19 protein-coding genes are annotated in these 16,490 nt (G+C 44.9%); 9 read left to right on the top strand and 10 right to left on the bottom strand.

Annotation, left to right across the window (positions count from 1 at the left end):
• Positions 1-15: 15 nt before the first annotated feature.
• The 10 genes from C3V43_RS13985 to hpt all read right to left on the bottom strand — a co-directional run bounded on the left by C3V43_RS13985 (position 16) and on the right by hpt (position 8,143).
• The gene (locus C3V43_RS13985; protein WP_106070276.1) at positions 16-762 is read right to left on the bottom strand and encodes a shikimate dehydrogenase family protein; all 747 of its coding nucleotides are present in this window, start codon (positions 760-762) and stop codon (positions 16-18) included.
• Positions 763-835: 73 nt separating this feature from the next.
• Complete coding sequence (gene ubiE / locus C3V43_RS13980; protein WP_106070275.1) at positions 836-1,573, bottom strand: bifunctional demethylmenaquinone methyltransferase/2-methoxy-6-polyprenyl-1,4-benzoquinol methylase UbiE; 738 nt, start codon at positions 1,571-1,573, stop codon at positions 836-838.
• Positions 1,573-2,514, bottom strand: a complete 942-nt coding sequence (locus tag C3V43_RS13975) for a phosphoribosylaminoimidazolesuccinocarboxamide synthase (protein WP_106070274.1) — start codon at positions 2,512-2,514, stop codon at positions 1,573-1,575. Before C3V43_RS13975 ends, ubiE begins: the two co-directional genes overlap by 1 nt.
• 34 nt (positions 2,515-2,548) lie before the next feature.
• A complete protein-coding gene (locus tag C3V43_RS13970; RefSeq protein WP_106070273.1) occupies positions 2,549-3,544 on the bottom strand; it encodes a PhoH family protein in 996 nt (331 codons plus the stop codon).
• Positions 3,545-3,631: 87 nt separating this feature from the next.
• Positions 3,632-4,249: a M23 family metallopeptidase gene (locus tag C3V43_RS13965; protein ID WP_106070272.1), complete on the bottom strand. Its 618-nt coding sequence runs from the start codon at positions 4,247-4,249 to the stop codon at positions 3,632-3,634.
• A 17-nt stretch (positions 4,250-4,266) separates the two neighbouring features.
• Complete coding sequence (locus tag C3V43_RS13960; RefSeq protein WP_106070271.1) at positions 4,267-4,932, bottom strand: B3/B4 domain-containing protein; 666 nt, start codon at positions 4,930-4,932, stop codon at positions 4,267-4,269.
• Positions 4,933-4,935: 3 nt separating this feature from the next.
• Positions 4,936-5,748 (bottom strand): peptidoglycan editing factor PgeF, encoded by an 813-nt coding sequence (gene pgeF / locus C3V43_RS13955; protein ID WP_106070270.1) that lies wholly within the window; start codon positions 5,746-5,748, stop codon positions 4,936-4,938.
• A complete protein-coding gene (gene obgE, locus C3V43_RS13950; RefSeq protein WP_106070269.1) occupies positions 5,745-6,920 on the bottom strand; it encodes a GTPase ObgE in 1,176 nt (391 codons plus the stop codon). The genes pgeF and obgE overlap by 4 nt, the downstream gene beginning before the upstream one ends.
• Positions 6,921-6,983: 63 nt before the next feature.
• Entirely contained in the window at positions 6,984-7,562 is a 579-nt protein-coding gene (locus C3V43_RS13945; RefSeq protein WP_106070268.1) for an adenylate kinase, read from the bottom strand.
• Positions 7,563-7,606: 44 nt separating this feature from the next.
• Positions 7,607-8,143: a hypoxanthine phosphoribosyltransferase gene (gene hpt, locus C3V43_RS13940; protein WP_106070267.1), complete on the bottom strand. Its 537-nt coding sequence runs from the start codon at positions 8,141-8,143 to the stop codon at positions 7,607-7,609.
• 675 nt (positions 8,144-8,818) lie between these two features.
• Between hpt and C3V43_RS13930 the strand changes: the two genes are divergently transcribed.
• From C3V43_RS13930 to C3V43_RS13890, 9 genes are all read left to right on the top strand, one after another.
• On the top strand, positions 8,819-9,529 hold the full coding sequence (locus tag C3V43_RS13930; protein WP_129588770.1) for a hypothetical protein: 711 nt from the start codon (positions 8,819-8,821) through the stop codon (positions 9,527-9,529).
• Entirely contained in the window at positions 9,456-10,448 is a 993-nt protein-coding gene (locus C3V43_RS13925; protein ID WP_164996258.1) for a hypothetical protein, read from the top strand. The genes C3V43_RS13930 and C3V43_RS13925 overlap by 74 nt, the downstream gene beginning before the upstream one ends.
• A 2-nt stretch (positions 10,449-10,450) precedes the next feature.
• Complete coding sequence (locus C3V43_RS13920) at positions 10,451-10,990, top strand: DUF5043 domain-containing protein (RefSeq protein ID WP_106070263.1); 540 nt, start codon at positions 10,451-10,453, stop codon at positions 10,988-10,990.
• A gap of 38 nt (positions 10,991-11,028) precedes the next feature.
• Positions 11,029-11,568, top strand: a complete 540-nt coding sequence (locus tag C3V43_RS13915) for a DUF5043 domain-containing protein (RefSeq protein WP_106070621.1) — start codon at positions 11,029-11,031, stop codon at positions 11,566-11,568.
• Between the two features lie 38 nt (positions 11,569-11,606).
• A complete protein-coding gene (locus tag C3V43_RS13910) occupies positions 11,607-12,143 on the top strand; it encodes a DUF5043 domain-containing protein (RefSeq protein WP_106070620.1) in 537 nt (178 codons plus the stop codon).
• Positions 12,144-12,181: 38 nt separating this feature from the next.
• Complete coding sequence (locus C3V43_RS13905; protein ID WP_106070619.1) at positions 12,182-12,721, top strand: DUF5043 domain-containing protein; 540 nt, start codon at positions 12,182-12,184, stop codon at positions 12,719-12,721.
• A 38-nt stretch (positions 12,722-12,759) separates the two neighbouring features.
• Complete coding sequence (locus C3V43_RS13900; protein ID WP_164996257.1) at positions 12,760-12,972, top strand: DUF5043 domain-containing protein; 213 nt, start codon at positions 12,760-12,762, stop codon at positions 12,970-12,972.
• Between the two features lie 243 nt (positions 12,973-13,215).
• Positions 13,216-14,610: an O-antigen ligase family protein gene (locus C3V43_RS13895; RefSeq protein ID WP_164996256.1), complete on the top strand. Its 1,395-nt coding sequence runs from the start codon at positions 13,216-13,218 to the stop codon at positions 14,608-14,610.
• A gap of 131 nt (positions 14,611-14,741) precedes the next feature.
• Positions 14,742-16,247 (top strand): NAD(P)H-hydrate dehydratase, encoded by a 1,506-nt coding sequence (locus C3V43_RS13890; RefSeq protein WP_106070260.1) that lies wholly within the window; start codon positions 14,742-14,744, stop codon positions 16,245-16,247.
• Positions 16,248-16,490 lie beyond the last annotated feature (243 nt).

Here is a 16,490-nt window from a genome sequence, read left to right as displayed (position 1 = left end):
CGGTTTGTCTTTTCGTTATCTTTTCCAGATTTCCCATGCGGCAAAGGCTTGCAACAACAGCATTTCCAGTCCGTTTTTAGTGATGGCTCCTTGTGCCTGTCCCTTTTTCATGAAAAGCGTTTCGTTCGGATTGTACAACAAATCGTAGAGCAAGTGGTCGGAGGTAAGTTGCTCGTAAGGAATATTGGGACAAAAGTCCACTTTTGGGAACATCCCTACGGGGGTGGTGTTCACTATGACAGTGTGCGAAGCCATCACTTCCGGTGTCAGCTCTTCGTAAGTCAGAAACTTGTTGTTTTTCTTGGTGCGCGACACGAACGTACTTTCTATCCCAAGATTGTTCAAACCATGATATACGGCTTTTGAAGCTCCTCCCGTGCCGAGAATCAACGCTTTCTTGTGGTGGGATTGCAACAGAGGCTCAATAGATTGGGTGAAGCCGATAATATCCGAATTATATCCGACCAGTTTTACTTTTCCTTTGGGCAGGCGGACAATCTTGATGACATTGACCGCGCCGATTTTTGCGGTATCCTTATCCAATTCGTCAAGAAAAGGAATCACCTGTTCCTTATAGGGGATAGTAACGTTGAGGCCGCAAAGGTTGGGGTTTTCCTCTATTACCTGCATAAAATCGTTAATAGTGGGAATCTCGAAATTCACATATTCGGCATCAATGTTTTCTGCTTTGAACTTTTCATTGAAGTAACCGATGGAAAACGAATGTTTCAACGGATAACCTATTAAACCGTATTTCTGCATGATGTCCTTATTTTATTGTTACACAGTTTTCTGATATATGAAGTGCTTCTTGTCTTATCTTTTATCGCCTTTGTCATTTTTCAGCCATGTACAGTGTACATATCCCGAAAGTCAACCGTTTGAAGTGTACTTTGCTGAATCCTGCCCGTCGGATGACTTCTTGCATCACCTCTCCCTGCGGAAAAGCGCGGATGCTTTGCGGCAGGTAGGTATAAGCATTGTTGTCTTTCGATATACATTTGCCGAGAAAAGGGATAACCACTTTTGAATAAATGGAGAATAGTTGTTTCATTGGAAAACGCTCCGGAACGGAGAGTTCGAGAATGACAAGGTGTCCGCCGGCTTTAAGCACACGGCATATTTCGGATAGTCCCTTGTCCAGACTTTCAAAGTTGCGAATACCGAAAGCCACAGTTACGGCATCGAAACTCGTATCTGCAAAGGAAAGCGCGAGGCAATCCTCCCGGACAAAGGAAATCTTGTCCGAGAGGTGAACCCTGCTTACTTTTTCACGTCCCACATTCATCATACCTTCTGATATGTCAATGCCGATCAGTGCATCGGGTTGAAGTTCGCGGCATGCAAGAATGGCAAAGTCTCCCGTACCGGTTGCCACATCCATGATGCGGCGCGGACGAAAGGGCCGGAGAGCCTTGATTGCTTTTTTACGCCAACTGCGGTCTATACCCATGGACAGAGTATGATTGAGTTTGTCGTAAAAAGGAGCAATGTTGTCGAACATCTCTTTCACCTGTTCGCTCTTCTTGCCGTCTTTACCGTAAGGCTTGATGTGTTCCTGCGGGTAGTTCATTATCTCAAATATTCCGTTACGTTCTTTTCAATTCTCTCGGCAATGTTACCGGTATCTTCCTTGACGAACTTTTCTCCGGTGATGTGCTCGTACAATTCAATGTAGCGTTCGCTGATAGAGGCTACGATTTCATCCGTCATTTCCGGAACTTCTTGTCCGGCTTTTCCTTGGAATCCGTTATCCATCAACCATTCGCGCACAAACTCCTTGGACAGTTGTTTTTGCGCTTCACCTTTGACGAAACGTTCTTCATAACCTTCGGAATAGAAATAACGGCTGGAGTCGGGTGTGTGAATTTCATCCATTAGGTATATTTTCCCATTGTGCTTTCCAAATTCGTATTTGGTGTCGACCAAAATCAAACCGCGTGCTGCCGCAATCTCTGTTCCGCGTTTAAAGAGTGCCAGCGTGTATTTCTCTAAAATGGCATATTCTTCAGGAGTAGCCAATCCTTTGGCCAGTATCTCTTCCTTGGAGATATCGGCATCGTGTTCGCCGATTTCCGCTTTAGTGGTCGGAGTGATGATGGGTTCGGGAAACTTCTGGTTTTCCTTCATTCCTTCGGGCAACTTCATCCCACAAATCTCACGAACGCCGCTCTTGTAAGCACGCCATGCGCTACCACACAGATAACCGCGTACAATCATTTCGATAGGGAATCCTTCGCACATCACACCTACCGTCACCATCGGATCCGGTGTAGCCATCTTCCAGTTGGGACAGATGTCGGTTGTGGCATCCAGAAATTTCGCTGCAATCTGGTTCAGCATCTGTCCTTTGAAAGGAATGCCTTTCGGCAATACTACGTCGAAGGCAGAAATACGGTCGGTAGCCACCATGACCAGCTTCTCACCATTGATGTTGTATACATCGCGCACTTTTCCGTGGTACACGCTCTTTTGTCCCGGAAAATTGAAATCTGTTTTAGTTAATGCTTTCATCTTTGTAATATTTACGGTTTGAAAATTTGCAATTTTATGCGGGGAGCTGCTTCTCTATGTTTTCTGCTTTCCGTTTCTCCCGTTCTGCTTTAGCTTCCTTGTCAAAACGTTCGTAGGCCTCTACTATCTGTGTCACTAATTTGTGGCGGACAATGTCTTTTTTGTTCAGTTCGATGAAGCTGATGCCTTTTACGCCTTTTAAAATTTTCAAGGCTTGCACAAGACCCGAAGTTTGCGATTGCGGCAAGTCAATCTGTGTCATATCACCCGTAACAATCATCTTGGTGTTCATGCCCATACGGGTGAGGAACATCTTGATTTGTTGTGTGGTGGTGTTCTGCGCTTCATCCAGAATCACGACTGCATCGTTCAGTGTACGTCCGCGCATAAAAGCAAGAGGAGCTATTTGGATGATGTTCAGTTCCATATATTCTTTCAGCTTGGCGGCGGGTATCATGTCTTGCAGGGCATCATAGAGTGGCTGCAAGTATGGGTCTATCTTATCTTTCATGTCTCCCGGGAGGAATCCGAGCTTTTCTCCGGCTTCTACGGCAGGGCGGCTGAGGATGATTTTCTTGATTTCCTTATTTTTCAGTGCCCGTACGGCAAGTGCAATGGCTGTGTAAGTTTTTCCCGAACCGGCAGGACCGATGGCGAACACCATGTCGTTTTTGGCAAAGGCCTCCACCAGTTTCAACTGGTTTTCGCTGCGCGGAATGATTGGTTTACCGGTGACACTGAACACAATGACATTCCCTGATTTCTCGGCTTGTGGAGCATTGCCCTTAATAATATCTATAATGACTTCTTCCTTCAGCGAATTATATTCTGCACAATATTTCTCCAGCTTCGTGATGTTTTCTTCAAATGCGCACATTTCCTCTTCATCGCCCAGCACTTTGATGACATTGCCGCGTGCAACGATGCGAAGTTTGGGATATAGGGCTTTTATCAATTGCATATTGGCATTGTTTACGCCATAAAAGATGACGGGATCAATGTCCTCAAGAACAATCAGTTTTTCTATCATTGATATGTTTTAATCTTCAATTCGTTGTTAAAATGAAACGTTTTGCAAATGTAGTGAAACGTTCGGATAGTCATGCTGTTCCAATTGCTATTTTTTTCGCATTGGTTTTACTGTGATGCTGTTCCCGTTTTTAGTGCAACGGATGCATTCGCGGCGTAGTGCCCGCTCTTGTAAGTCGAAAATGATGTTCGGATTGAAGTGCTGCCCGTTGATGCGGGTTTCGAAATGCAGATGCTCCGTGCTGGCACGTCCCGTGCGCCCGGTCAGGCCAATGGGTTGTCCGGCTTTTACTATGTCGCCGCTCTTTACGAAGTTTTTGAATTGGTGGCTGTAAACCGTCTCTAACCCGGTGCTGTGGCGTATGACGATTACATTTCCATAGGCGCTATATGGCTTGGACATACGCACTACACCTGCGAATGCGGCGCGAATGGTGTCCTTGGCATGAGTCTTGATGTCCACACCGGCATGTCTGCTTCTGTTGCGGCCATAAGGCGAAATTACTTTTCCGTTGAGTAGCGGAAACGAATAGTCTTCATCGGACAAGCTGTCCAGATGAATTTCATGGTATTTGCCGTGAGAGAACAGGCCGGGCGTTGCAACACGTATATGATTGATTTCCATTTGGCTGAATGCCGGCTTTTGTTCTTGTGGCGGAACAATGAAGAGGGAGGACAATATGATAAGGACTGGAAATAATTGCATGATCGGAATCTTTCTTCTTACAAAAAATATCGTATGCTGCCTCCATTGGAAGCTGCATACTTTCGTAGCAAATCTTGTGTCATTTCTGCGGCTTCCAGCAGGCCGTCAGAACCACTGTAACCATTGATGATGGCAAGTATGTGGCGAGTTCCCAAGTCCATTTTTGTACGCTCATGGTCACTGGTCGGTGTGCCGATACCTCCAATCAAGTCTCTGTATACGGGCAATCCTTCGATATTCAAGGTTCCGCGTCCGATACCTTCAAACGGTTCGTCGGCATGACCGATTCCGAGTTCAAGTTCGGTGCCTTGTATTTTATCGGCATCGAAACCACCGATGGAATAGCCGGTGCGGAGAGATACAAGATTGATTAAATCTACCAGCGTATCAATCTGATAAAGGTCCAAGCCACGCAGCAGACGCCGGCGCAAAGCCTCGGCCGAAGGACGATAGCGACTGGGATCTTTGCCACAACGTTTGTAGGCTTCACGGGTAGCGGCAATGACAGGTTGGGATTTGATACTGTCTGCCGTTTCATTCTTTCTCAATTCCTGAGTGAAGGCGTCGATTTCCTTCCACAGCCCTTCGCTGAATGCAGTATTGGTTACTTCCGCATATACGGCTGCACCTCTGAAAATGGGGCAGCCACGTCTTATTTCTTCTGATACGGTAATCTTATACATAAGTCATTTTTTTATCATGATTCCCGACAATATACGTCCGGACTTGATGCCCAGCCGTCGTGCCGAGAAAAAATCTTCATGTCGGGTAAAGGTACAAATGCCGGCAGTTTCCACTTGTGCGGAAGGTATGCCGAGGTCAAGCAGTTGCAGATGGTTGGCAGCCCACAGGTCGATATGATATTTATGTGTTTCGGGCTTCCACTCCGAGATATAGTCCATGGGGAAATCATTCTCCCTGAATGCTTCATATACCTCATCACCTACCTCGAACGCAGGGAGTGAGATGCCGGGACCTATGCAGGCAATGATGTCTTTTCCGTCAGTATGGAAAAGGGTCTGCATTTTATCAAAGGTGCGGTGCAGGATATGGTTCGCTGTTCCTCTCCAGCCGGCATGGACAGCTGCCACTATCTTGTGTTTCCGATCGTAGAGCAGGATAGGGATGCAGTCTGCTGTGGAAATGCAGATGCAGCAACCCGCTTCGCCGGTAATCAATGCGTCAATACCTTGCAATGCGGCATGGCGTTCTTCGGCGGTAGATTTCAAGAAAGCTTTGTCTATCACAAGCGATGCTGTTCCATGTGTTTGATAAGGGATAATAAGTTCTTTCGGGCGTTGAGGTAATCCTTCACACAGTATTTCTTGATTCTTGCGGACACATGCGGCATCGTCGCCGGTATAAGGCGTACAGTTGAAAGAGGCATAATTCCCACGGCTGCATCCTCCGTGACGGGTGGTTACAAAACAAGAAATGTCGGGATAGGAGGCAAGCACCTCATATCCCAACATTTTTCTATCTTCGGTGAGAGGAATCATTTGTCCTCTTCCTCCCAATCTTCTTCATATTCAAAGTCTTCGAGGTCTTCTATCTCCTCTGCATCTTCGATATATTCGATGTCGATGTCTTCTCCCTCTTCTTTCAGTTCTTCCTTCAGGTGGCTGAGGTCTTTTGCACGGTGGGCGATGCTTTCTATTTTGCCTCCTATCCGGTTGCTCTCCTTGTTCAGTTCTTCCCAAAGGATATCTTTCAGCACAGAGATGCCCATGCCCGATATGGCGGAGATGAATATATGCGGAATGTTTTCAGGAAGCGTGGGTTCTATCTCGTCCATCAGTTCCTGATCCAGCATGTCGCATTTTGTGATGGCCAGCACCCGTTGCTTGTCTAACATTTCGGGATTGAAATTTTTCAATTCGTTCAGCAGAATCTCATACTCTTTGCGGATGTCGTCGCTGTCGGCCGGCACCATGAAGAGCAACAATGAGTTACGTTCGATGTGGCGCAGGAAACGTAATCCCAATCCACGACCTTGACTGGCTCCTTCGATGATACCCGGAATATCAGCCATGACGAAAGACTTTCCTTCGCGATAGGACACGATACCCAGATTGGGCTCCATTGTGGTGAAAGGGTAATTGGCTATCTTGGGCTTTGCTGAAGACAATGCGGCAAGCAAGGTGGATTTTCCGGCATTGGGGAAACCTACCAGACCGACATCGGCCAGCAGCTTCAATTCCATGATAACTGTCATTTCCTGCATCGGTTCGCCCGGCTGTGCGAAGCGGGGAGCTTGCCGTGTGGCGGTTTTGAAGTGGTTGTTGCCTTGTCCGCCGCGTCCGCCTTTCAGCAGAATGACTTCTTGCCCATGTTCGGTCACATCGCAGAGGTATTCTCCTGTTTCAGCGTTATAGACAACGGTTCCGCAGGGCACTTCAATCACCTTGTCTGCGCCGTCCTTGCCGGTACTGCAATTCTTGGAACCCGATTCACCATGTCCGGCCATGATGTGACGGTCGTAGCGCAGGTGAAGCAGCGTCCAGTAATTGCGGTTGCCACGAAGAATGATATGACCTCCTCGTCCTCCGTCACCTCCGTCAGGCCCTCCGTTAGGCACGTATTTTGCGCGCCGCATGTGTGTGGAGCCTCTCCCGCCTTTGCCGGAACGACAGTATATCTTTACGTAGTCAACAAAATTTGATTCAGCCATATTATTATTAAAGAAATTAGGAAAATAATTAGTTTGTCGGAAGATTGCTTGAATCCCGGATTGTTACTTACCGGCCACGGCGTCAATCTCCTTGCAGATATCGGCAAAGATGTCTTCCATAGTGCCCAACCCCTTGATGTGCCGGTATTGGCCTTCCGCTTTGTACCAATCAATCAGAGGGGCTGTCTGTGAGTGATAAACATTCAAGCGTTTCTTGATGGTTTCTTCGTTGTCATCTGCACGGCCGGAATCTTTTCCGCGTTTGATTAGACGAACCATCAGCTCATCTTCCGGCACTTCGAGGTCGAGCATGACACTCACTTCCTGTCCTCTCTCTCTCAGCATCACTTTCAATGCTTCTGCTTGTGCAATGGTTCTGGGGAAGCCATCAAAAATAACCCCTTTGCTGTCCTTGAAACTGTCGAATACACTTGCCAGAATATCAATCATCAAAGAGTCGGGAATCAGTTGGCCTTGGTCGATGTAGCCTTTGGCTGTCTTTCCGAGTTCTGTTCCGTTCTTGATTTCCGCACGGAGCACATCTCCGGTAGAAATGTGGTTGATGCCATACTTCTCTACTATTCTCTCGCTTTGTGTTCCCTTGCCTGAGCCGGGGGCACCGAAAATTACAATGTTCAACATCTTTTTGAGTTACGATTTATTGAGTTATGATTCTTTCTTTGTGGTTATTCCATTACCGTATAAATGTCAGGGTAGTTACGTCCGAATCCGTCATAGTCTAACCCATAGCCCACTATAAAGTCGTTCGGGATGTTCATGGCTACGTATTCAATGTTCAAGTCCACTTTCAGCTTTTCGGGTTTCACCAGCAGGGAAGCGATATGGATTTCCTTTGGTTTACGGGTGCCGAGCGTTTCCAGCAGGCGTTGCATGGTAAGCCCCGTATCCACGATGTCTTCCACGATGACCACCGTGCGGTCTGTGAGGTCTTCGTTGATGCCTATCACTTCCTTGATTACTCCGGTAGAGGACAGCCCTTGGTAAGAAGCCAGTTTTACGAACGATATTTCGCAGGGAATGGTGATGCGTTTCATCAAGTCGGAAGTAAACATGAACGAACCGTTGAGCACGCTGACGAACAGCGGGTTCTTTCCGGCCAAGTCCCGGTTTATTTCGTTTGCCACGCGTGTCACTTCTCTCAGAATGTCCTGCTCTTTGATAGAGACGGAGAACCTTTTGTCTTTTATCTGTATGGTATCCATAAGATGGGATGTTTTTAAAAAGTTGCCGCAAAAATACAATTTTTATTCTACTCTCCTTTACTTTTCTCGTCAAATTCACAGAAGATGCCGAAAACCTTTCTCTTTTTCATTATTACTACGCATTGACCTTACAAATCAAAAAAAAGAAGAATCTCTTGTTTCTCCACACTTTACTGTCCGTAAGCTCACATCTTGTTGCCCGTAAGCCCACACTTCACCATTTGTAAGCCCGCGTCTTAGCTTTGCTCCGCCCCCATGTTACGGCGTATAAGCTGTGCTGTTTCTCCGCCTTCTCCACCTCCAACGAGGAGGGGGTATGGGGGAGATATTTTCTTCTCTTTTCTTCTCTTCTCTCTCGCGCGCGTAAGGAATAAAGAGGGTAAATCTGTTGATATACTGTATGTTATGCTCTTTTGGGGCGGTTTCTGAATTGCTTGTCAACTCCGAGCCGGCTCGGAGTTGACAAGCAGTCGGCTGTAAGTTCGTGCGTAGTTGCTGCGCAAGGACCGGACACTTGATGAAAACGGTCATGGGCAACAAAACGATTTTACCCTCCTTTAATTTTTCTCGTCAATTTCATTGGAAGTATGGAGATTTATTCTATTTTTGTGCCTGATAATCAATGCAAATATTCTTTGTCTGAGATTTATCAATGTTAAACTTAAAAACATGCTTATGAAGAAGACCTTTTGTTTTTGCAAGGCAGGTGTGTGCTTGCTGATTGTCCTATGCTTCGGAGCTTGCTCTTATGATTGGGATGATGATTTCATTCAGAAAGAACCGTCCGATTTGTCGGTAGATGAGGCTCGGGATTTTTTTGAGAAAGAAGTGATGAGGACGGCAACACGTTCTGCCGATAGGGTAGAACAACCGTTGATGTGGAGTTTGGGAGATATTATTCCGAAGTGGAACAAGGGTGTTCCTACCGGAGCATCTTCGATTTGCAGTGTTGACGTACCCATTGAGAATTCCACCTATTGTTATCGGGTGATACAGACAGACCCACAAACGGGAGAAGAAAGCTTCGTGAAATGTTACCATAAACTGGTGGTGGTCAAGGATCGGAAAACGGGTAAACTTGGCAATTATGTCGTATTCTTCATTGCTGCGAATGACTATGCCAAGGCTCATCCGGGCGATGTGTCCAAACGGTTCAACAATGATGGCGAGATGGGCGATTTTTCAGGTCTGAAGATTTATACAACGCTGGAGGGGAGTATTATTCGGGTGAACAAGTATAATAAAGGGCAAAAGCAGCAAGGAGTATTTTTAGGCTCTGCAAAAAAACAAAAAGGAATACGGCAGAGGTCTTATGCGGATAATACGCATGCTGGAACACATGGAGCTGCAACGGGGCTTCAAAGTAGGAGCCGTAACTCGTTATGAGGGCAACGATGACTGGGATTATAAGAATGGAGACTACATAGACTGGGGGTTGGGTTTCTTTTGGGATCCGAAGTATGACGTGGTACTTTATGATTATGACGGAGATGGAAAACCGGATGGTGTATGGTTAGATGAGGTGGAAATAGAAGGAGAGTATAATCCGTCTGCTCCTGAAGAAGAACCTCCTTATCATGAATATCCCGAACCGGACCCTAAACCGGATGGGGATGGAACTGGTGATTCGGGAAGTGGCGGAGGGTACACCGGAGGGGAAAACGGTGTTTCAGGCGGTGCTCCAAGAGCCAGAGCCATATTCCGCAACTCTAAGATGACGGAGCTGAATTGGGATGTTATAGAAAGGATGCTTGACAAAATTACCAATGACTGTTTAGGAGAGCATTTGTACGAGGGGCTTAAAGAGCACTTGGGTGGAAAAACCTTGACCATTCAGTTTGTCGCTCCCAAAGAGGGCTCAAGTTTTAACTTCGATGGGAATACGGCAGGCATCAAGCTCACCACCGACATGGAGAGCAACCAGCTGTTTCACGAAATGATGCATGCCTTTCAGGCTTATCAGGAAACGGAAGCTTCGTATAAAGCTTCTCTGATAAATAAGGAGATTGAAGCAAGATATGCACAGTACCAATATGTGAGGAAGTTAAAGGAATATCCGGGAAGTAAGTGGGAGAAGCAATATACAAATACAGATGTGGGGATGGTTATTGCAGGTTTAGAAGATATGGTTGATGCCAAAGGAAATTTGCGGCCTAACCGTACAGATGATCTCCTATTGACCCAAGTGTACACAGCAAAAAGTGCTATTGAGGCTATAAGTGCATATTCCACTCTTCTTTTTGATTATGATAAATCCGGAATTGAGAATTTTACTTCTTTACAAAAAATATCTAAAGACTGCTGATTATGAAAACTACAATTATTTCTTTTCTACTAATCTTCTGTGCCGTTTATACAGCGGCACAGACCAATTACTATACCGAGACCAAAACGTTTCAGGAGAACGGATATACTTATCAGTGTGACGTGTTGACTGGGAAAAGAGTAAGGTTATATAACAAAGAGAATAACTTAGTCTATGTCCGGCAAATATTCAAAGATACCAAAGAAGTTCCGGGATTTGGCTTCGATTTTGATGATGTAGTGGAGGAAACCTGGACGAGACCGAAAAGCCTTTCCATTGTCAATAATGCTTTTACTGCGGAACAAAAACAACGTATGGGAACAGAAAGTGTCGGTATATGTATGTACATCAGTCCGGAAACAGGAAAGGTGGTTGAAGTGGCTTTTCATTTTACAACTGTCAGTCCTTTTGCCACAATTCCACTCTCTGTCTATCGCAAGATAGAAGTGGAGCTAAAGCAACAAATTTGGTTCACTCCCACCAAAGACGGGAAAAGATTGAATCATTTGATGAGATATTGGAGGCATCGGTTTAAAGAATAGCGGCGATATAGCTTTGGTCTTGTATGAGGAAACTGATTATGAAAACAACGCTTTTTTCTTTTTTACTGTTCTTTTGTGCTGTTTATACAGCGGCACAGACCAATTACTATACCGAGACCAAAACTTTTAAAGAGAGTGGGTATGTCTATCAGTGTGATGTATTGCCGGGCAATGATGTTCGTCTTTACAATAAAGAGAATAAACTGACTTATGTAGACCAAATCTTTAAGGATACTAAAGAAGTGCCTGGATTCGGATTTGATTTTGACGACGTGGTAGAGGAAACTTGGACAAGGCCGAAAAGTTTTTCTATTGTAAACAATGCGTTTACTGCTGATCAAAAGTTGAGGATGAAAAACAGGAGTGTAGGAATATGTATGTATATAAGTCCGGAAACAGGTAAGGTTATTGAAGTAGAGTTTCATCTCAGTACAGTTAGCCCTTTTGCCACAATTCCACTCTCTGTCTATCGTAAGATAGAAGTGGAGCTAAAGCAGCAAATATGGTTTACCCCCACTAAAGACGGGAAAAAGTTGAATTTTTTGATGAGGTTTTGGATGCATAGTTTTAATGAATAGCATCGTTATAGATTTGGTTTTGTATGAGGAAACAGATTATGAAAACAACAATTGTTTCTTTTATGCTGTTTTTCTGTGCCGTTTATACAGCGGCACAGACCAATTACTATACCGAGACCAAAACCTTTAAGGAGAATGGATATACTTACCAGTGTGACGTTTCACATGGACTTGTAAAATTGTATAACAAAGAGAATAACTTAGTCTATATCCGGCAAATATTCAAAGATACCAAAGAAGTTCCGGGATTTGGATTCGATTTTGATGATGTAGTGGAGGAAACTTGGACGAAACCGAAAAGTCTATCCATTGTCAATAATGCGTTTACTCCGGAACAAAAACAACGTATGGGAACACAAAGTGTCGGTATATGTATGTATATCAGTCCGGAAACGGGAAAGGTGGTTGAGGTCGATTTTACTCTTGCAACATTTAGTCCTTTTGCCACAATTCCACTCTCTGTTTATCGGAAGATAGAAGTCGAATTAAAGCAACAAATATGGTTTACTCCCACTAAAGACGGGAAAAGGTTGAATTATTTGATGAGGTTTTGGATGCATCGGTTTAAAGAATAGTATTGTTATAGATTTGGTCTTATATGGTGAAACGAATTATGAAAACAACAATTGTTTCTTTTATGCTGTTTTTCTGTACTGCTTATACTGCGGCACAGACCAATTACTATACCGAGACCAAAACGTTTCAGGAGAACGGATATACTTATCAGTGTGACGTGTTGACTGGGAAAAGAGTAAGGTTATATAACAAAGAGAATAACTTAGTCTATGTCCGGCAAATATTCAAAGATACCAAAGAAGTTCCGGGATTTGGCTTCGATTTCGATGATGTAGTGGAGGAAACCTGGACGAGACCGAAAAGCCTTTCCATTGTCAATAATGCCTTTACTGCGGAACAAAAACGACGTATGGGAACAGAATGTGTCAGTATATGTATGTATATCAGTCCGGAAACAGGAAAGGTGGTTGAAGTGGCTTTTGATTTTACAACTGTCAGTTCTTTTGCCACTATCCCTCTCTCCGTTTACCGTAAGATAGAAGTCGAATTAAAGCAACAAATATGGTTTACTCCCACTAAAGACGGGAAAAGATTGAATCATTTGATGAGATCTTGGATGCATCGATTTAAAGAATAGCGGCGATATAGATTTGGTCTTGTATGAGGAAACAGATTATGAAAACTACAATTGTTTCTTTTATGCTGTTTTTCTGTGCCGTTTATACAGCGGCGCAGACTAATTACTATGTCGAGACCAAAACGTTTCAGGAGAACGGGTATGCTTATCGGTGCGATGTATTATCGGGCAATGATACTCGTTTCTACGATATAGGGAGAACCGGTAAACTTTTGTACGACTATTTTTTAGATACTCAAAATAGGATATAAAGACTTATGAAGTGCGCCCCACAGATAAAACAAACCATTGTAGTACGAACAACCGATTTGTTGTTCATAGCCTGTTTGCTGTGTTTCGTCTTGAATAGAAAGAGCCCTGTCGATGTATTGTCGTTATGGCAATATGGAACGTTTCTTATCGTGTATATATGTATGCGGAACTTTTCAAAACTTCATTATCCTTTACTTGTAATAGCTCTTTTGGGGGGAGTGATGGAAACAGTGGTCGTTGTTATGCAAAAGATGTATATACTGGATAATGAGAATGTATATTTCAGTGTGACGGGAACTTTCGGACATCCGGCAGAATTGGGCGGAATGTTGTCTGTGTGTTTTACTGTCAGTATCGGACTGTTGGCGTGGCATTATAATAGAAAGAATCGCTTTTGGGCATTTATTGAAGGTGGTGTTTCGTTGATTATTTTGTGCGGACTGGTGCTGTCCGATTCGCGTGCGAGTTGGTTGGCGGCCATTGTCGGATGCTTGTCTGTTGTTTTTTGTAGGTTTATTGGATTTGAAAAGGTGAGGAGATGTAACTCTTTTCGTCTTTGTATGACAAAAGGACTTGCAGTGTTATGTGGCGCAGTTTTTTTGTATGCTGTTTATCTTTATAAGAAAGATTCTGCGGACGGACGGCTTTTGATATGGTATGTTACAGCGGATATGATTTGTGAGAAACCACTTTTCGGACATGGTGCCGGTGGTTGGCAATCAGGCTATATGCTTTCGCAGGCTGCATATTTTGAGCGGCATCCGGATGCTCCTGCCCGTATGCTGGCCGATGATGTATCGTGCCCTTACAATGAATATCTTTATATAATGACAGAACAGGGTGTTGCCGGTTTGTTATTGATTCTTCTGGCGTTATATATTTTGACGACTTATAGGTCGGATGATAGGCTGTCTTTTATATGTAAGTCGGCTATATTATCTTTAGGAATTTTCGCTCTATTTTCATATCCGTCTGCCATGTTTCCGTTGATGTTGCTGTGTGTCGCTTTGTGGGGAATGATGAGGACGAAGGAAATCGGTCGGATGCATGTTGGGAGAACAGTAAAAGCAGCTCTTTTTCTGTCCGTGCTTTTCGTGGTTGGTGGGGTGTCTTTATGGTCATTCAAGGCGTATGACGATTGTAGGGTTGCCATGCGAAATCTGCGTTATGAACAAGAGAGTGAACTTCATCAAAGGGCACGGGATTTTTTGGACAAGCATTATTGCCGGTTTCGCTTTAATCCGCTTTTTATGAATGCTTATGCCCGATATGCTGCCCTGAATCTTCCGGACGACAAGGTGGAAGAAATATTACGGGCAACGGCAGAGTTGATACCCTCTTGTGGACTGTATTGCGATATGGGCGATTGCTTTGAACGGAAGAGTGCTGTTGCTGAAGCAGAACAATGTTATAGGCAAGCAGCTTATATGATTCTTACGCGTATGATGCCGAGATATAAGTTGTTTCAGTTGTATGTAAATTGCATGGATACGGTTGCGGCATGTAGGGAAGCGACGACTTTATTGAATTTTCAGGAAAAGAAAGTGGGAACAAGAACGTTGCGAATGAAAGCGATAGCTAAAGAATATATTGAGAATTGTGCTCGTAACGATTCCCTTGGTAAGAAAATAAGGTGAACACCTTTTTGACTCTTTGCACTTTTTCAAAGATTTCCGTTGTAACTATTCATCTTTCATTATCCCTTCTTTTGCTTTTTCTAACTATTCACCCTACCTTTGCTTTACAATCATATATATAATAATGTATCATGAAGATTTTTCCTACCGCAAGCATCAAGCAGTTGGATGCATATACCATAGAGCATGAACCGATTTCTTCCATCGACTTGATGGAGCGTGCTTCGCAAGCATTGGCCGAAGCCATTGCAGAGCGTTGGGATGCCGACACACCATTTACTGTCTTTGCCGGACCGGGCAATAACGGAGGCGATGCACTGGCTGTGTCCCGGCTTTTGGCTGAAAAAGGATTTAGGCCGGAGGTCTATCTGTTCAATACGAAAGGCTCGCTTTCTTCGGATTGTAAGACGAATCGGGATAGATTGAAAGAGGTACCGGGAGTCGTTTTTCATGAAATCACCAGCGAATTTGTTCCGCCTATGCTGACAGCCGGTCATGTGGTTATAGACGGCCTGTTTGGCAGCGGGCTGAACAAAGCGCTTAGCGGCGGCTTTGCCGCAGTGGTGAAGTACATCAACGCTTCACCCGCCACGGTGGCGGCCATTGATATCCCATCGGGACTGATGGGAGAGGACAACAGCTATAATGTGCAATCTAATATCATCCGTGCCGATTTGACCTTGAGCTTGCAATTGCCTAAGCTGGCTTTCTTTTTTGCGGAGAACGAACCTTTTGTAGGCGAGTGGCAACTGCTGGACATAGGGCTTGACAAAGAAGGCATGGAGAAGATGGAGACGGACTATTATCTGGCAGAAAGCGAAGCGATGTCCGGATTGCTGAAGCCTCGTAGCCGCTTTGCTCATAAAGGAAACTTCGGGCATGCCTTGCTGATTGCCGGTTCGCAGGGAATGGCAGGAGCTTCGGTTCTGGCAGCACAGGCTTGTCTGCGTTCGGGTGTAGGATTGCTGACGTTGCATGTGCCGTTTTGCAATCAGCTCATTGTGCAGACTGCTGTACCCGAAGCCATGACCGAGTTGGACGTGAGCGATACATGTTTTGCCTCTCCCACTGATACGGACGATTATCAGGCTGTGGGCGTAGGGCCGGGACTGGGGCAGTCGGCGGAGACTGAAAAGGCTCTGCTTGAGCTGATTGAATCTTGTCAGACTCCTATGGTAGTAGATGCCGACGCGTTGAATATTCTGGGCAGAAACCGCAGTTACATAGCCCGATTGCCGAAGGGCAGCATCCTTACGCCGCATCCCAAAGAGTTGGAACGTCTGGTGGGCAAATGTCAGAACTCCTACGAACGGTTGATGAAGGCGCGTGAACTGGCCGAAACTGCCGGGGTGCATATCATTCTGAAAGGTGCTTATTCTGCTGTTATTACCCCTTTGGGAAAATGCAGCTTCAACATTACGGGAAATCCGGGAATGGCTACAGGAGGGTGCGGAGATGTGCTGACGGGAGTGCTGCTGGCTTTGCTGGCGCAAGGATATGAGGCCGAAACTGCCACCCGCTTGGGTGCTTACGTGCACGGACTGGCCGGAGATGTGGCGCGCAGCAAACGTGGAGTGATGGGGATGACAACGGGCGATGTGGTTGCTTGTCTGCCGGAGGCATGGAAATCTTTGTAAAGATTTGGGATTTACCGTCCACTGAAGATGCTTACGTAATTTCTATAGATAAGCAAAGGGTCGTATTTCTGCTAAAACTAATCGGATTTTTTATTAGAAAACGGAAAGGTATTATTAATGCCCTCTTTCCCTATTATGTTTCACGCATTCTAAGGCTTAGATAAATCTTAGAATGCGTGAAACATAATAGGGAAAGTTGTTTTGAAAGCTTTAAAATAACCCTTGACCAGAAAATCTACATTT

Origin of the sequence: Prevotella heparinolytica (assembly GCF_002998535.1) — a bacterium.
Classification (GTDB): domain Bacteria; phylum Bacteroidota; class Bacteroidia; order Bacteroidales; family Bacteroidaceae; genus Bacteroides; species Bacteroides heparinolyticus.
Note: the sequence above shows the minus strand (reverse complement) of the source record. Positions and strands in the feature narration are given on the sequence as shown.

Excerpts from the sequence above, each read along its gene's own strand:
- C3V43_RS13925 (WP_164996258.1), top strand. The coding sequence starts at position 9,456 with ATGCGGATAATACGCATGCTGGAACACATGGAGCTGCAACGGGGCTTC.
- C3V43_RS13985 (WP_106070276.1), bottom strand. The coding sequence starts at position 762 with ATGCAGAAATACGGTTTAATAGGTTATCCGTTGAAACATTCGTTTTCC.
- C3V43_RS13930 (WP_129588770.1), top strand. The coding sequence starts at position 8,819 with ATGAAGAAGACCTTTTGTTTTTGCAAGGCAGGTGTGTGCTTGCTGATT.
- C3V43_RS13970 (WP_106070273.1), bottom strand. The coding sequence starts at position 3,544 with ATGATAGAAAAACTGATTGTTCTTGAGGACATTGATCCCGTCATCTTT.
- C3V43_RS13920 (WP_106070263.1), top strand. The coding sequence starts at position 10,451 with ATGAAAACTACAATTATTTCTTTTCTACTAATCTTCTGTGCCGTTTAT.
- C3V43_RS13900 (WP_164996257.1), top strand. The coding sequence starts at position 12,760 with ATGAAAACTACAATTGTTTCTTTTATGCTGTTTTTCTGTGCCGTTTAT.
- C3V43_RS13910 (WP_106070620.1), top strand. The coding sequence starts at position 11,607 with ATGAAAACAACAATTGTTTCTTTTATGCTGTTTTTCTGTGCCGTTTAT.
- C3V43_RS13965 (WP_106070272.1), bottom strand. The coding sequence starts at position 4,249 with ATGCAATTATTTCCAGTCCTTATCATATTGTCCTCCCTCTTCATTGTT.
- C3V43_RS13960 (WP_106070271.1), bottom strand. The coding sequence starts at position 4,932 with ATGTATAAGATTACCGTATCAGAAGAAATAAGACGTGGCTGCCCCATT.
- pgeF (WP_106070270.1), bottom strand. The coding sequence starts at position 5,748 with ATGATTCCTCTCACCGAAGATAGAAAAATGTTGGGATATGAGGTGCTT.
- hpt (WP_106070267.1), bottom strand. The coding sequence starts at position 8,143 with ATGGATACCATACAGATAAAAGACAAAAGGTTCTCCGTCTCTATCAAA.
- obgE (WP_106070269.1), bottom strand. The coding sequence starts at position 6,920 with ATGGCTGAATCAAATTTTGTTGACTACGTAAAGATATACTGTCGTTCC.
- C3V43_RS13945 (WP_106070268.1), bottom strand. The coding sequence starts at position 7,562 with ATGTTGAACATTGTAATTTTCGGTGCCCCCGGCTCAGGCAAGGGAACA.
- C3V43_RS13890 (WP_106070260.1), top strand. The coding sequence starts at position 14,742 with ATGAAGATTTTTCCTACCGCAAGCATCAAGCAGTTGGATGCATATACC.
- C3V43_RS13975 (WP_106070274.1), bottom strand. The coding sequence starts at position 2,514 with ATGAAAGCATTAACTAAAACAGATTTCAATTTTCCGGGACAAAAGAGC.
- C3V43_RS13915 (WP_106070621.1), top strand. The coding sequence starts at position 11,029 with ATGAAAACAACGCTTTTTTCTTTTTTACTGTTCTTTTGTGCTGTTTAT.
- C3V43_RS13895 (WP_164996256.1), top strand. The coding sequence starts at position 13,216 with ATGCAAAAGATGTATATACTGGATAATGAGAATGTATATTTCAGTGTG.
- C3V43_RS13905 (WP_106070619.1), top strand. The coding sequence starts at position 12,182 with ATGAAAACAACAATTGTTTCTTTTATGCTGTTTTTCTGTACTGCTTAT.
- ubiE (WP_106070275.1), bottom strand. The coding sequence starts at position 1,573 with ATGAACTACCCGCAGGAACACATCAAGCCTTACGGTAAAGACGGCAAG.